This window comes from Thalassotalea atypica (genome assembly GCF_030295975.1).
Lineage (GTDB): Bacteria > Pseudomonadota > Gammaproteobacteria > Enterobacterales > Alteromonadaceae > Thalassotalea_F > Thalassotalea_F atypica.
In genome coordinates this window covers 427,532-441,947 of sequence record NZ_AP027364.1, presented here as the reverse complement: position 1 = coordinate 441,947, position 14,416 = coordinate 427,532, and the positions used below count along the sequence as shown (strand labels likewise).

20 protein-coding genes, 1 pseudogene and 1 riboswitch are annotated in these 14,416 nt (G+C 35.9%); of the genes and pseudogenes, 13 read left to right on the top strand and 8 right to left on the bottom strand.

From position 1 onward, the window contains the following. Nucleotides 1–59: 59 nt before the first annotated feature. The 5 genes from QUE03_RS02095 (at nt 60) to QUE03_RS02080 (ending at nt 4,332) form a co-directional block, all read left to right on the top strand. On the top strand, nt 60–893 hold the full coding sequence (locus tag QUE03_RS02095; RefSeq protein ID WP_286264605.1) for a pirin family protein: 834 nt from the start codon (nt 60–62) through the stop codon (nt 891–893). 13 nt (nt 894–906) lie between these two features. Beyond that, nucleotides 907–1,500, top strand: a complete 594-nt coding sequence (locus QUE03_RS02090) for an isochorismatase family protein (protein ID WP_286264603.1) — start codon at nt 907–909, stop codon at nt 1,498–1,500. 76 nt (nt 1,501–1,576) lie between these two features. Then, nucleotides 1,577–1,777 (top strand): hypothetical protein, encoded by a 201-nt coding sequence (locus QUE03_RS19680; RefSeq protein WP_491136834.1) that lies wholly within the window; start codon nt 1,577–1,579, stop codon nt 1,775–1,777. Nucleotides 1,778–2,219: 442 nt separating this feature from the next. Further along, on the top strand, nt 2,220–3,389 hold the full coding sequence (locus tag QUE03_RS02085; protein ID WP_286264601.1) for a MerR family transcriptional regulator: 1,170 nt from the start codon (nt 2,220–2,222) through the stop codon (nt 3,387–3,389). A gap of 76 nt (nt 3,390–3,465) precedes the next feature. Next, entirely contained in the window at nt 3,466–4,332 is an 867-nt protein-coding gene (locus QUE03_RS02080) for an alpha/beta fold hydrolase (RefSeq protein ID WP_286264598.1), read from the top strand. A 286-nt stretch (nt 4,333–4,618) separates the two neighbouring features. Here QUE03_RS02080 and QUE03_RS02075 read toward each other — a convergent pair whose 3' ends face one another. Then, nucleotides 4,619–5,002, bottom strand: a complete 384-nt coding sequence (locus QUE03_RS02075; protein WP_286264596.1) for a carboxymuconolactone decarboxylase family protein — start codon at nt 5,000–5,002, stop codon at nt 4,619–4,621. A gap of 192 nt (nt 5,003–5,194) precedes the next feature. Further along, nucleotides 5,195–5,280: riboswitch (cyclic di-GMP riboswitch) on the top strand. Between the two features lie 60 nt (nt 5,281–5,340). Between QUE03_RS02075 and QUE03_RS02070 the strand changes: the two genes are divergently transcribed. From QUE03_RS02070 to QUE03_RS02045, 6 genes are all read left to right on the top strand, one after another. Further along, entirely contained in the window at nt 5,341–6,708 is a 1,368-nt protein-coding gene (locus tag QUE03_RS02070; RefSeq protein ID WP_286264595.1) for a glycoside hydrolase family 113 protein, read from the top strand. A 282-nt stretch (nt 6,709–6,990) separates the two neighbouring features. Then, nucleotides 6,991–7,512, top strand: a complete 522-nt coding sequence (locus QUE03_RS02065; protein WP_286264593.1) for a hypothetical protein — start codon at nt 6,991–6,993, stop codon at nt 7,510–7,512. A gap of 313 nt (nt 7,513–7,825) precedes the next feature. Continuing rightward, on the top strand, nt 7,826–8,035 hold the full coding sequence (locus QUE03_RS02060) for a hypothetical protein (protein WP_286264591.1): 210 nt from the start codon (nt 7,826–7,828) through the stop codon (nt 8,033–8,035). Next, nucleotides 8,028–8,465 carry a DUF3429 domain-containing protein gene (locus QUE03_RS02055; RefSeq protein WP_286264589.1) on the top strand — a complete coding sequence of 146 codons (438 nt, stop codon included), beginning with the start codon at nt 8,028–8,030 and terminating at the stop codon, nt 8,463–8,465. Before QUE03_RS02060 ends, QUE03_RS02055 begins: the two co-directional genes overlap by 8 nt. Before the next feature lie 24 nt (nt 8,466–8,489). Further along, nucleotides 8,490–8,915: a thiol-disulfide oxidoreductase DCC family protein gene (locus QUE03_RS02050; RefSeq protein ID WP_286264587.1), complete on the top strand. Its 426-nt coding sequence runs from the start codon at nt 8,490–8,492 to the stop codon at nt 8,913–8,915. Continuing rightward, the gene (locus tag QUE03_RS02045; protein ID WP_286264584.1) at nt 8,878–9,612 is read left to right on the top strand and encodes an SDR family NAD(P)-dependent oxidoreductase; all 735 of its coding nucleotides are present in this window, start codon (nt 8,878–8,880) and stop codon (nt 9,610–9,612) included. Before QUE03_RS02050 ends, QUE03_RS02045 begins: the two co-directional genes overlap by 38 nt. A gap of 132 nt (nt 9,613–9,744) precedes the next feature. On the opposite strand, the gene QUE03_RS02040 is transcribed toward QUE03_RS02045, so the two are convergent. The 4 genes from QUE03_RS02040 to QUE03_RS02025 form a co-directional block, all read right to left on the bottom strand. Then, nucleotides 9,745–9,960 carry a TIGR02450 family Trp-rich protein gene (locus QUE03_RS02040; protein ID WP_286264581.1) on the bottom strand — a complete coding sequence of 72 codons (216 nt, stop codon included), beginning with the start codon at nt 9,958–9,960 and terminating at the stop codon, nt 9,745–9,747. Nucleotides 9,961–9,964: 4 nt separating this feature from the next. Next, nucleotides 9,965–10,504, bottom strand: a complete 540-nt coding sequence (locus QUE03_RS02035) for a CIA30 family protein (RefSeq protein ID WP_286264579.1) — start codon at nt 10,502–10,504, stop codon at nt 9,965–9,967. Nucleotides 10,505–10,797: 293 nt separating this feature from the next. Then, nucleotides 10,798–10,977: an MmcQ/YjbR family DNA-binding protein gene (locus QUE03_RS02030; protein WP_350227393.1), complete on the bottom strand. Its 180-nt coding sequence runs from the start codon at nt 10,975–10,977 to the stop codon at nt 10,798–10,800. A gap of 46 nt (nt 10,978–11,023) precedes the next feature. After that, entirely contained in the window at nt 11,024–11,590 is a 567-nt protein-coding gene (locus tag QUE03_RS02025; RefSeq protein WP_286264577.1) for a peroxiredoxin-like family protein, read from the bottom strand. Nucleotides 11,591–11,698: 108 nt separating this feature from the next. Here QUE03_RS02025 and QUE03_RS02020 point away from each other — a divergent pair, with 108 nt between their 5' ends. Then, nucleotides 11,699–12,286: a TetR/AcrR family transcriptional regulator gene (locus QUE03_RS02020; RefSeq protein WP_286264575.1), complete on the top strand. Its 588-nt coding sequence runs from the start codon at nt 11,699–11,701 to the stop codon at nt 12,284–12,286. Between the two features lie 68 nt (nt 12,287–12,354). On the opposite strand, the pseudogene QUE03_RS02015 reads toward QUE03_RS02020, so the two are convergent. The 3 genes and pseudogenes from QUE03_RS02015 to QUE03_RS02005 form a co-directional block, all read right to left on the bottom strand. Further along, a pseudogene (locus tag QUE03_RS02015) lies at nt 12,355–12,471 on the bottom strand (MmcQ/YjbR family DNA-binding protein); the annotation flags it as partial. Nucleotides 12,472–12,681: 210 nt separating this feature from the next. Beyond that, the gene (locus QUE03_RS02010; protein ID WP_286264570.1) at nt 12,682–13,059 is read right to left on the bottom strand and encodes a hypothetical protein; all 378 of its coding nucleotides are present in this window, start codon (nt 13,057–13,059) and stop codon (nt 12,682–12,684) included. Nucleotides 13,060–13,062: 3 nt separating this feature from the next. Then, nucleotides 13,063–13,377 carry a monooxygenase gene (locus QUE03_RS02005; protein WP_286264568.1) on the bottom strand — a complete coding sequence of 105 codons (315 nt, stop codon included), beginning with the start codon at nt 13,375–13,377 and terminating at the stop codon, nt 13,063–13,065. A 126-nt stretch (nt 13,378–13,503) separates the two neighbouring features. Between QUE03_RS02005 and QUE03_RS02000 the strand changes: the two genes are divergently transcribed. Beyond that, complete coding sequence (locus QUE03_RS02000) at nt 13,504–14,397, top strand: LysR family transcriptional regulator (RefSeq protein ID WP_286264565.1); 894 nt, start codon at nt 13,504–13,506, stop codon at nt 14,395–14,397. Nucleotides 14,398–14,416 lie beyond the last annotated feature (19 nt).

Genomic DNA, 14,416 nt, shown 5'->3' with positions numbered 1-14,416 from the left:
TCAAATAATAAGTCTTGCATTAGTCTTTATCAATAGAAATTGAAGCAGGATTAAATGTGATGACAAGACAAATCATAGAAATTAGAAATGGTAGAAAACACGGCCCTGTTAGTAGCTTTGTTGCGGCAACCAATATAGAGGAACTTAACCCTTTCGTACTGTGGGACCACTTTTATTTACCTCAAGTAGAAGGGACAGCAGGATTTGATTTTCACGGTCACTCAGGTGTTGCCACTATTAGCTATCCCCAAGTTGGTGATATAGCGCATGAAGATACTGGCGGCCATAGTGGGCTATTAAAAGCTGGTGGCATTCAAATCATGTCCTCTGGGGCCGGAGTTTTGCACAAAGAAACCGTGTTTCCTGATAAAAAACATGCTGATGCTTTTCAACTTTGGGTTGCATTACCCGAAAAAGACTTAGAAATGGGGCCCGTGACCTATTCAACACTGCAAGAGCAGAATATTCCAGTTATCGAAGCTAATGGCTCAGTAGTTAAAGTTCTTGTAGGAGAGTATCAAGGACAAAAAAGCGCTGCTCAACCGCCAGTTGATATGTCGTATTTTCATATCAAGCTAGAGGCCGATAGCACATGGGCTTATGTAAGCCAAGAATTACACACCACAGCATTTATCTATGTCAGAAAAGGAATGATAGAAACAGGCGGCGTGCGCTTGTCAGTAGGTGAGTTTGGCATCTATGAAAACCAACCTGAGCTTATATCGGTTAATGCGCTAAACCAAAATGCTGAATTTTTAGTGGTAACAGGTGCGCCATTAAAACAACCCATTATCAGCAATGGTGCATCACTTCACAGCAGTAATATAAATTTAATCGCAGGTGTACAAAAGATAAGACAACTGCACACAAATGGCATTCGCCAAATATCTTAATAGAGAGGTTAATATGAAAACAACTACTTTTACACCAGAAAACTCAGTGATGTTATTAATTGATCATCAGGTCGGCACAATGGGCTGGGTTGGCTCACTGGAACTAGATGAAATCAAGAGAAATACGGTTGCTTTAGCGCGCGCAGCAAAGGAAACAGACATGCCATTAATACTTACTTCTAGTATGGAAGACCAGGCTCAAGGGCCACTTTTTGAAGAGTTAATTCAAGCCGTGCCAGAAGCCTATGAAAACCGAATTCTTCGAGCAGGTGTGGTAGATAGCATGAAGGATAAAAGTTTTGCTGCCGCAGTTAAAGCTACAGGTCGTAAAAATATTATTATCGCAGGTATCACCACAGACGTTTGTGTTGTCTATCCCGCAATAACAGCTATTAATGAAGGCTACGTTGTACAAGTTGTTGTAGATGGCTCTGGTTCTCCTACGACCCTAGCAGATGAAACGGCGTTAAGACGAATGGAAAGTCATGGTGTTACATTGACATCAACAAACCAGTTAATTGCAGAGTTAGCTCAAGACTGGAGTAGTGAAAACGGAGGGAAATTAATTCAAGTCTTGTTTGAAGAAATTCTTTCCAAAATGCACTAAGGGTAGAGCGCTGTAATGGCTAATTATTTGGTCATTACAGCCAATTTTTATACGGGAGAAGAGAGTGAACTCTAACATGTCGAGCAAGCATATAATGGCAATAACAACATATTTGTCTTTACTGCCTTTGGTCTATTTCCTTCCTAAATTGCTAGACTCTTATTTACCTGAAAATGAATTAATTAGGTTGATGATACTGCTTGCTTTAATTGTTCCATTTACCTCTTATTTCGTTTTGCCTAATGTTGTCAGGTTAATAAGATTTTTAGAAGGTTAGATATTAGTTTTTGGTTAACTTTATCAACATCCACGTCTGGTAAATATAGGAAGTACGGTAATGAGCGAGTAACGGACATTAACCGTTAAGTTTTTAATGGCAGCAACTAGCCAATTGCGGACATTAAGCCTTTTCAAATTCATGAGCATGGTTATAACAATTCTAACCAAAATTTACTGCTTGTTTGTGGGGCTGGTTTAAGCTCATAGCTGCCATTGACTTCAACCATTGTTAATGAATGCTATAGTAGCCAGTAATTAAGTATCAATTACTGGTTTCAAATTATACGATTGTTTTGGATAGAAAACTCAGACCTAAGTAGCACCGATATAAATACCCACCTCTAACATTTACCATAAATATTCTAGATTTTATTGTTGACCTGTCTATTACTTTATAGTTTATAGTTCTTAACCATCAATAGGACAAAAGATTCATCATTGTGTATAAAATTTCTGAACTTGCAGAGAAAGTAGGCTTATCAAGAACAGCATTACTTTATTATGAAAAGTTAAAGCTTATCACTGGACGTAGGCTTGAAAATGGTTATCGAGTATACAGCGAACTGGATCTACAACGTGTCCGTTTGATTCAGCAACTTCACTTAGGAGGCTTGACCTTGAAAGAGTGCAAAGTGTGTCTTGAATCGAAAATTGATAAAGCGCTTGTTAAGCAGCGCCTAAAAGCACTGGATGAGGAGATAGAGCAAAAGCAGCAATCAAGAATTTTACTTGCTGCTATTGTCGGAGAGGGTGATCTAAAATCATGGCATGAGCGCTTAGATAAGCTCGCTCCAGATGCGCATCTAGATTGGTTAAAAACGCAAGGTTTCAGTGACAAGGAAGCTTTGCAATTGAAATGGTTATCAAAAGACATGAATGATCACGATGTTTATATGCAAGATTTTATGAAAGTTTTTCAAACTTTAGAACGTTGGGGGCCTGGCAGTGAGGATGATACGAAGCATGCGCTATCATTAATTCCAACCTCACCTAGTAGTATCTTAGAAATTGGCTGTGGTAAAGGGTTAGCAACTAATGTGTTGGCAAAGTTTAGCCAAGCACAAATTACCGCTATAGATAATGAGCAACCAGCGCTTGATCGATTAGCAAAAAGGTTTGAAGAAAAAGGGTTATCAGCTCGATTAGAATTATGTTGTACAAATATGGCTGACCTACCTTACTCCAATGAGAGTTTTGATCTTATTTGGTCTGAAGGTAGTGCTTATATTATAGGTATAGAGAAAGCATTAATGCTATGGAAACCTATTCTTAAAAAACAAGGCTATTTAATGATGAGTGATTTGGTATGGAAAACAAACTCACCAAGTGAAGTGTCAACTGAATTTTGGAGTCATGAATACCCTGACATTCAAACTGTTCAAACAAGAATTAAACAAATCGAAAAGGCTGGTTATCAAGTTATTGCTAATTTCCCTCAAAGCAAAGGTGCATGGTTAAATTATTATGGCCCTTTACGCGAACGCTTAAATGAACTTGAGTCTGAAATGGTTAACTCTACAGCATTTAAAGATATGAAAAATGAAATCAATATTTGTACAGAATTTGCCGATGAGTTTGGTTATCACATGTTCATTTTAGCAAAGATATAGTTACTTTAGACCGACTTTAACTTAATGATTGTGAGTTAAGCTATTTTTGGGTGACAAGAAAGGAGTAAAGAAAAATATGAAACATTTTATTCTGACAATACTAGTAGTTATGTCAATAAATAGCGTAAATGCTAGCGAGCAAAATCCTGTGACTAGGTTTGGTATCGCCATATCAAATGACAAAGAGCAAATTGCATATAGTGTTAATGGTCGTGGCAAAACATCACTTATATTTATTCACGGTTGGAGTTTAGATAGTAGGCTTTGGCAAAATCAAACTTTATACTTTTCAGAAGAATATCAAGTTATCACTATTGATTTAGCAGGTCATGGAAACTCATCATACAATCGAGAAGATTACACCATGGTTTCTTTTGCTAATGATATTAAAGCTGTTATTGAGAAAGAAGGCATAAACTCGGCAATATTAATTGGACACTCTATGGGCGGGGGCGTAATCGCTGAAGCGGCAAAGCTAATGCCGAACAAAGTAGTTGGTATTATTGGTGTTGATACTTCACAAAATGTCGCACTGAAACTCACGCAAGAAGAGCTAAACGTAATGACTAAGCCTTTTGAAGATAACTTTCAACGTGCAATGAGGGCATTTGTAAAAGACGCTTTACCGAAAAATGTAGAGGAAGATATGCTTTATTGGATTAGCGAAGATATGGCATCTGCACCTAAAGATATTGCGATTAATCAGTTTCGCAACTATCTAAGTCAATATATAAGTGGAGAATCGTATCGTGTGTATAAGGATATCAACGTGCCTGTTGTACTCGTTAACGCTAAGTTATGGCCGACTGACTCAGAAGAAAACAAAAAACATATCAAAAATTACAGTATTTATTTCATTGAGGAAACTGGTCATTTTCCTATGCTAGAAAAGCCTAGTGAATTTAATAAGCTCCTTTTAAAAGCCGTCAAATCTGTAGAGTAGCTATTATAGAATGGCCTGAATCAATTATGTGAACGACTGCTTTGGTGGTATTTTTGCCAGTCAAGTTATTCGATTAATTCGTAATATTTATAGCCAAACAATGCCTATTTATATCTGTGTGAAACGTCTGCTTTCGTATCAAAGCTGTCTTTCTATATTTAGTAGCCAACTTCCGCATTTGGCGCATATGAAACAGTCAGACTTGATTGAGTCCTGTTAATCGAATCTGACAAATCAAGTTAAGGTTTACTCACTGAAGCTGATAACAAGTATGGCAAATAGCGATTTACTCAATTTCAATAACTTCTCTCGCAGCTCTCATCGCTTCAATAGCTGCGGGGAAACCACAATAAACACTTGCGTGCATAATCACCGCCCTAATTTCTTCTTTACTGACGCCGTTACGAAGTGCACCTCGCACATGTCCTTTTAATTCGTTAGGGGCTTTAAGGGCTATTAACATCGAAATGGTTACCAAACTTCTTATATCTATTGGCAAATCATCCCGACACCAAGTACTTCCCCACGCATTTTCCATAACCAAATCCTGCAACGGCTGATCAAATTCAGTGGCATTATTTAAGGCACGGTCAACAAATTCATCGCTCATCACTTCACGACGAATTTGCTCTCCTTTTTGATAATTTTGACTCTGTTTACTGTTGCCCATTTGCACTCCTGTTTAAAGCTAACGAACTAATACTAAAAAGGATGACGCATAAAAAACAGACAACTAGCTAAATGGTTACTATAAGCAATAATGATATCGGTTAGCTGACAACCTTTACAACTTACCACATATAAACACGCTTTTTTAAAATGAAATAACAAAAGCTTTTGATGATACTCTAGAGTAGAATTGTATTTTAATTGGCAACTTTTAATGAAAATTATTAGGCGCAAAGCTACTAACCTAAGTGCATTGCATATGGTCGTGGGGTTGCATTCATATGGACATTTTTACAACCTTGTTTTTCGTCTCATCACGATATTTTTTGAGGTTCTTAAATGTTTTTTCAAAATAGAGTTATTTCGACTTTTGTTTTTACTGTTTTTTTATCCGCATGTGGTGGGGGCTCTTCTTCAAGTTCTGATTCTTCCCCGCCAAACACGCCACCCCCACCAGTTATTGCGACATGCACCAACCCTCATAGCGCTGATTATCCAGATGAATATCTTGGTAAGTTTGAATTACCTTCACCGCGCGGCGAACTCTCTAGCCATATCACTAGAGGCATCAGCTTTAAAGATTATGCCCCTTACCTCCTTTGGGGAGGCTTATCTGAAAGCGAACGAGGGAATTGCACGCAAGATGAATACGTAAAGTTAGTGTATTTACAGGCATTGCAAGCAATGAAGGCTTCAGGTGTACAAAGAACATGGCTCTATAACTATGGGCGTTGGAATAGTGAAAATGAACCTTGGGTAGTACCTCAGAGTGAATATAACCTCCCTAAACGCTACGTTGAGTACGTTGTAGAACAAGCAGCCAAGCTCGATATTGAGATATATTATGCATGGCAATTTACTACTAATGACGTCAATTTTAAGAGTTTACTCTCCTTAGGTGAGACGCTCACTATGGAAAAACTAAAACAAGTGTTAGACGCACACCAAAATAACATGATAATTCAAGCGAAACACGCGCAAGAAATTGGTATAAAAGGTATCGCTGCTGATTGGAATGCCATGAATATCAACATACCTACCGATGAACTAAAGAATTACTACCTTGATCGTTTTGCCGAAATTATTGATGACATCAGAGCAAATTTTGACGGTGAAATCGTTTGGGGACAAGTCGGTTATGTGTTCAATGATGAACGAATTTTTTCGCGCATTGACAGTATCTTAGTGAATGCCATGAACGTTAATGGTAGTACGATATTTACCGACGAAGAAAACGCTAACTTAACCCCTGAACTTGTTAAAACCAAAACGCTTGAATCGCTTGAAGGCATGAGAACTCAAATCTATTGTTTAGACATACATCAGCCATGCTGGCATGGAAAGTCAGATATTGAGCTACCCATTATATTAAATATTCAGGTTCAAAGCCGCGATGATTTTTTCCTTAAAGGCTGGAAAGAAGATGGCTTTTGCACAAGTGAAACGATGGAAGATGGGTCTGTTGATACCTGTATCCAAAACTCTTTTGTTACTGACTTTTCATTACAAGCAATTGGTATTGAAGGTATTATGCAAGCAGTCGCAGATCAAGACACGTTTGAAATTAATAGCGTTGATATTCACACGGGGTATTGGCTATCAGAAACATTAGTACCGAGTAAAGAGGGCTTTCCGAATATTTCACAGTCGGTTCGTGGTAAGCCAGCTGAATCGGTGTTGAAACATTGGTATACCGGCCAAAAATAGAGTCACATCCCTTCCATATAAATGTACCAAGATTGATGACTGATCTTTCTTGGTCATTTTTCTGGCTACTAGCTTACGCCAATTAGCTATCACCTGCTCAATTTAGCCTTGCGGGATTAATTCATAAAGACCTTTTTGGTTACCACAATAAACCATATTTGTTAGATTTTTACATGAGCCATCAACGTAAACCATTCGGAAAGTTAAATAATAATCATAGCGATGATCTAAATATTTTGTAGTTCGTATTAAGGGTAACTATCAAATACAGAGATGTTATCAATGCGAATTTTATTATTAGTTATTTCACTTTTACTCGTCACTGGGTGTGCGACAAATTATGCAAATCAAAATGTTACTGGAAAAACCTTTATCTCAGTAAGTGGGCAAAATCTTGAACAAGAAACAATTAATATTCCTGCATTTTTTAAAAGTGACTTTACGCTATTGCTAGTTGGGTATAAGCAGAATTCACAATTTGATATAGACAGGTGGTTAATTGCATTAGACATGACGGAAACTAAGATTGATGTTTTTGAAATTCCTACTATTCAAGGACTATTTCCAAAAATGTTCAGTACTATGATTGATAACGGGATGCGCAAAGGTATACCTAAAGCGCTATGGAAAGGAGTTATTACCGTTTATGAAGATGGGGAGAGGGTTCAAGAATTTACCGGGAATGAAAACCCCAACAATGCCAGAGTTGTACTGTTAGATGAAAACGGTCTGATCTTGTATTTTTATGATGAGGGTTTTTCTGTGGCTGCACTCAATAAGTTAAGAAGCTATTTAAAATCTTAACTTGTTTACTTTGTTTCTAGATGTACCAAGATAGGTGTTTTTTCTTTCTTGGTCATTACTGATATTTCACTTAATAAACTAAAACCTAAGTCAACACTTTTTAATAAGACACTTAAGCTCTCCTTCACATAAAGAAAATACCCATTATTCTTTTCATAGCAAACAATTCCGCCATATAGCGTTTTTAGGATTTACATGTAGCTGTGCACCGTTGTTAAGAAACAAAAACACTCACATTGATCTTTAGTGACTTTATGTTCGTAACATCAATATGGTTAAGCTTTTAACATCCGATAACTTTAAGGCAATTGATTTGAGACACATTACAAAAGACGACACTCGTTGCATGGAACCTGACTATAGAGCACATTTGATTAATAGTTTACTCGGTGTAAAAAGTGCAAACTTAATAGGTACTAATAGCCAGCAGAATCAAACGATCTTCGCTATCTTTAGTTACGCTAAACCTAACCAGCTTCAACAAAAGCTCAATCTAGATGGCAGCGATGCTTATGTTGCCTGAAAAAAAAACCAATAATGTTGTAAAACTGTGGCAAATTCTCGGTTATATGGGTTTGCTCCCCTTTTTTACTTGCATGGTAATAAGCCTTTTTATCCCTGAGCTACAGCTTGTTGCCAAACAGTCATTTATTTATTACAGCGCCATTATATTAAGTTTTATTGCCGGTTCACTTTGGCGAATTGACCAAAAAACAAAGCGAGGCAAAACGCAAATAATCAGTAACCTTTTCAGTTTAATAGCCTGTTTTACACTGCTCACTGATTTTTGGTTAGCATTATGGATACTTGCAACAAGCTACCTCTTTATCTTCTTATTTGAGCGTTCTATTAGGCATGATAAAGCCTTAAACAGGCAATATATGAGCATGCGGTTTTGGCTGACCAGTGTAGTAGTTTTATTACATATGATAGCGATTATCTTTTGGTTTTAATTAAGTATTAACTTTGGGAACATTATGCTGATTATATTTTACGACGGTAATTGTCCGCTTTGTAGCGCTGAAATGAGTCATCTAAAAAAGCATGATGAAAATAATAATATCAAGCTTGTTAACCTTCACAGCAAGAATTTCAGCAAGTTATATCCAAGCATTAATATTCATCGCGCAATGCAAATTTTGCATGGTACTTATCAAGGACATTTTTTACTCGGTCTTGAAGTAACTCATCGAGCATGGACTCTTGTCGGTAAAGGTTTTTGGGTAGCCCCATTAAACTGGCCAATACTTAAGACGCTGAGTCATTGGGTTTATTTACTGATAGCAAAGTACAGGCACCCTATCTCTAGTGCTATTGCGAAAGTATTTAAGTTGGAATCAGCTGTATGTCAATCAGGAGCATGTTTTGAAAAATCAACGAACGCTAATCATCGGCGCAAATAGTGCCATTGCCCAAGCAATCAGTACGGAGCTTCTGATACACGGTGAACAACACCTTATTTTAATTAGCCGAAAACTAGAGACATATTGCAGCGGTAACTACCTTGGCGCCCAGAAAATTCAAGTAAGTGATTATTCCGAAAAAACAATCGAACATGCGGTTAGCGCCATTGAAAACAACAATAAAAGCCCGATTACTCGTGTATTCATTTGCCATGGTATTTTACATAATGATGTTTTACAGCCTGAAAAATGCTTAGAAAGCATCAACGCAGCATCATTTGAAACTGTACTTAAAATTAATGCATTAACCCCCTTGTTATGGATAAAATATCTAACGCCAAAATTAACACATAAACACCCTTGCAAGATAACCGTATTTAGCGCTCGTATAGGTAGCATTAGTGATAATAATTTAGGTGGTTGGTACAGTTATCGTGCTTCTAAAGCAGCCTTGAACATGATGTTGAAAACCGCAGCAATTGAACTTGCACGAAGGGCTAAGAACATAAAACTTATAGCCTTTCACCCAGGTACAACAGACACAAAACTATCAAAACCATTTCAAAAAAACGTTCCAGATAACAAGATATTCACCACTAAATTTGTCGCTCAACAGTTGCTCGATATTGTTAATGATAAAGATATTGATGGCCAATTAAGTTACCTCGACTGGCAAGGGAAGAAGATAAGTTGGTAAGTTGGTAAGTTGGTAAGTTGGTAAGTTGGTAAGTTGGTAAGTTGGTAAGTTGGTAAGTTGGTAAGTATTAATACAACAACCAAGTAATATTACAAATACTGATAATGCATGAAAGCTGAACAAAAAGGCGGATTATTTCCATCCTATCACCCATTCTTCACTGACCTTTAGGTCGCGCCAGTTAATCGTGTATTCTTTTTTGCTGATCACGGCTTCAATTACACACAGTATCACTTGCTGTTTTTCGTTAAATTTCACTTTAGTGACTGTAAAGTGTTTTTCTTTATGGGTGATATGAACTTTACTCCACTTACTGTGAAGTAAAGCTTTAGGGCTTATTTTATTCATCGACTTACACCTCATATTGGCGGTAAATGTCTACTTGAAATAGCGATAATGAGAAAGCAACAGGGGCTTTATTGGTCACTAAGAAACCAATTTGTCGAATTTGCTCGGAAGTTAATTGCGGCGCGTCAGTAATACTTCTACCTCGAAAGGTTGCCTTGAAATCATTCAACTTAATACATACGCGACTTTTTTCGCCTTCGGTTGTCTGAAAATCATACTTGTAGGCTAATCGGTAACCATTAATGTAAACAATTACTCTAAGTTGATACACTAAACCATCTCCAGCTACACATATTTCTATGGTATCAAGGCCTACAGGAAGCGGTTCTAGATTTCGGTAAATAGAACTAAAGCCCCCATTGTTTTCTATAGAAAGATTACCCGTAAACATACAGATACCGTTATTGATCACTATCTGTCCCTTTGACTTCCCACCCATCACGCCATCATTAGTTGAACGCCATAATATGTCTTCATCATCGTCGGTCAAATCAATCACATAATGATACGGTTTTACCATGTTTAGCGCTGAAGACTTTGCCATATGTTGTCCAATAGACCAGGGGATAAATACTTGCTGAAAAAATGAAATCATTAGTGTAAACAGAGCTTTAATAAGCATAAGTTTACTTCTACTCATACATGGGTTAAAACAAAGGTTCCTCTTCTAAGATGGTATTTTGAACTTACAACAAACTACTTTTAACCTAGCTTATTTTTCAAGTTCAACTCAAAGTACTACATAAAGTATCAGAGCAACTATCTCACCTATGGTTATTACCTATTTATTACGTTTAAGAGATAAGAAAAGTTCACATGAGTGGCATAATTATTAACTCAACGTATTGATGGTTCAATAATTAGTAATTCATTAAAAAGATGAACCAAGAATGATGACTGATCCTTCTTGGTCATTTTACTGACCACCAGCATGTAAGACTTATCTATCATGCGCTCAATTTCACCTTGAGGGATTGGGTCATCCAAAATCACAGTATTCCATTGTGCCTTATTCATGTGTATCAATATACCCATAGATTAAAGCATACATACCCATAAAAATTTATTTGTCTTTACCTCTTATAGGTGTTGAACCATATTTAGAAAAATTTTTAATGTCCTCCAATGGAATGTGATCACCTTCGTCTTTACCTTTATGGATATGCTCAATACGCCCGTCTCTATCCAGGAGTATCTCCAAAGGCATAGAAAATATATTGCCCTTAATTGGAAATGGCCAATACCCTTTTATAAACATCGCATATATAAGAGTAGGAAACCGTTTAATGAAACCTTTGATTGTTTTTAAAACTGAACGTTCAACATTAAATCTTTGATAATAAACATTGCTATCATCAGCCAAAATAGCAAAAGGTGCATGATGGCTTTCTGCATGTGTTTGTAAATGGTTAAGAGGAGAGTCAAAAATTGCAACAATGGCAAAGTCATCAGCAAAGGAATCAAAATTCTTAACTAATTGATGAATATGCAAATTGCAGAAAGGACAAGTTGCAAATCGATGAAATGATATTAGTACTTTTTTGCCTTTTAATGACTCCAATTCAAACGAATTTCCATCAATATTGGGAAGTTTAATGTTTTCCAATATTTCGCCGACTTTTAATTTCATTAACTTAATTCCTTGTAATATATTTATACTGCAACAGTTGTTTCAATATAAATATAACCAAAACTGATTTTTATTACAACGAACGTTGTAGTAAAGTAATCACTATTAATGATAAACCTTTCAGTTTTAGTAAAAAAAGCCATGGGCAGAACAATAACTTTCGATAAAGATCAAGTATTAGAATCCTGTTTGCGGGCATTTTGGAAGGCAGGATATGACAATACCTCCATAAGAGATTTACAAAAAAAAACAGGATTAAGTGGCAGAAGTTTAATCCATAGCTTTGGTGACAAAAAAAATATATTCAGTTTGTGCTTGCAACAATATTTACTATTTGTTGAACAGTTAACACAAAGTTTATTAGAAGAAAAATCTGGCTTAGAAAAGTTTTTTAAGGCTTTCATATCATGTGACTCTGCGGACGTACGTCACAATGGTTGCTTTATCTTAAATAGTATATATGGCGACTTAAAAGCAGATAAGCAATTAGTAGCTGCTTATACTGAATTTGAACAAATGTTACTCGGTTTTTTTACTGCACAACTTACCATTAAAGGTCTTAAAGAACCGTCACAGAAAGCCAATATTATCTTTAATATTTTCTTAGCTGGATTGACAAAAATTTCAATATATGAAGATGCAACACAAATGGAAAAAGAGTTTAAGCAGATAAAATCACTCATTGCTTCGTGGTAAATACAATGCAGTAAGATGAACTTTTACTTACAAGTAAATGACAGTAATCACAAATGCACCCATATTGATTACTGATCTTTCTTGGTCATTTTACTAACCACCAACATATACGAATTACCCATCATCCTCTCTATTTCACCTTGTGGAATTGAGCCATCTAAAATAACGGTGTTCCACTGCACCTTAATAATTAGCAACTATAACCCCATATTTATTTCGAAAGGTTATAAGGCTGAAAATTATTCTCTTCATAATTTAATGTTGTTTAAGATAGTTTTATTGAAATACAAATAGAAATTAAAACAAAGTTAAATCTGGCAAGAATTAATTTATTTTTATAGCATCACATAAAAATTTCTAGGGTGAGATTTTTAGATTCACCCTATATAGCTTTCTTAGATATTATGCCTCTTTAATTGCAAAGAACTTAAGATTGTTAATATTAAGAAGAAAGCGGGGTCACTCCAGCCAAATCCAACAAAAATACCAACTATTCCTGCATAGATAGTTATTACTGCGCCAAGCAAGTTTGTAACTATCAAAGCTTTTAAAAGCTGACCAACTGCGTCTTTATCACTAACCTTCCTCAGAAATAAACTAACAGCAGCTAATCCACCTAAAAATATACTTGTATGTTGTGATAAAAAGTTGGCGTACTTATCATTGATTTCCAATCCATACATAGGCCAAATTTGTGTAGGTAGAAAAAATAATGCTAAAGCAAAAACTAAGTAGATCGTTCCATGAACCGTGAAAAATGTTTGATTACTCATATGTTAATTACCTTCTTGAAATACAGGACCCTGGTTAATTTCAGTTAATGGTAAATTCACATCAAAAATAATACCTCTAACTTCCTTTACCCCCATTTCCTTTAACCGACTTGAATGCATTTTTAGATAATTTTGGGCACTTTGTTCATTTTGAAATAGATAAATTCCACCACCAAGCTTTCTAGACACATTTTCTGTCCAAATTTTCCAAATTAAGCCTTCTTCTTTGTTAATAGACTCAGCCAGTTCAACAAGGGCATTTGACATTTCTTCCCCCATTGGTCCTTGATAATCAAAATCAACTTGTAATAGCTTCATTGTTTAGTCTCCAGTAATGATACTTTTTGTGTATTGGTTTCTATTGTTGAAATTATTAACTAAAATAAATGCACAATAAAGTTCATAATTTTACCACTTTATGTTCAAAAAACTGACAGGTTATATATGAGATTAAAGAGTACTCTTGAACAATGGGTTACATTACAAGAAGTTGATAAAGCAGGAAGTATTCAAGCAGCGGCTTTGTTGCTCAACAAAAGTCACACGACGTTAATTTATTCCATTAAAAAATTGGAAACACAATTAGATGTAAAACTGCTTGAAATAAATGGGCGGCGCTCAGTGCTAACGAATCATGCTAAATCTTTACTCAGAAGAGCAACAAGTATGATTGAGCAAGCTAGAGATATAGAAGAAATAAGTCACCAACTATCCAAAGGTGTTGAATCTGAAATTATAGTTTCAATGGATCACCTATGCGAGCCTTCCTTAATTTATCAACCAATGAAAGAATTTTTAACAATTAACTCCACTACATCAATACATGTTCTTGAAACATCTCTATCTAAAACCACTAACATGGTCACAAGTAAGAAAGCTGATGTTTCAATCATAACGCTGCCAATAACAAACTATCCAGCGCAGGTATTTTCTCTAACGAATATGATTCCAGTAGTATCCAATAATCATCCTCTTGCCAAATTGAAATCAATTTGCATGTCAGATTTAGTTAATCATTGTCAAATAGTTATACGGGATTTAGGCGGAGAGCAATTAAATAACAACACTAAAGATGTTGGATGGCTAAAGGCAAACCAAAGAATCACCGTGGATAACTTTGATCATGCCGTAAGAGCAATTAAGCATGGACTTGGGTTTTGTCGCTTACCTGAACATATTTTAAAACAGCAAAACAGCGAAAAATTAAAAGTAATCAAAATTGAACAAAATGAAAAATATCAAGTACCTTTGCATATTACATTGCCTAAAGGAAGCAAAACAGGAAGTGCCGCGTTAGCGTTTTATGAAATGCTATTATTAAATTCGAATGATTATTAGAAAGAGACAACCTTTAAAC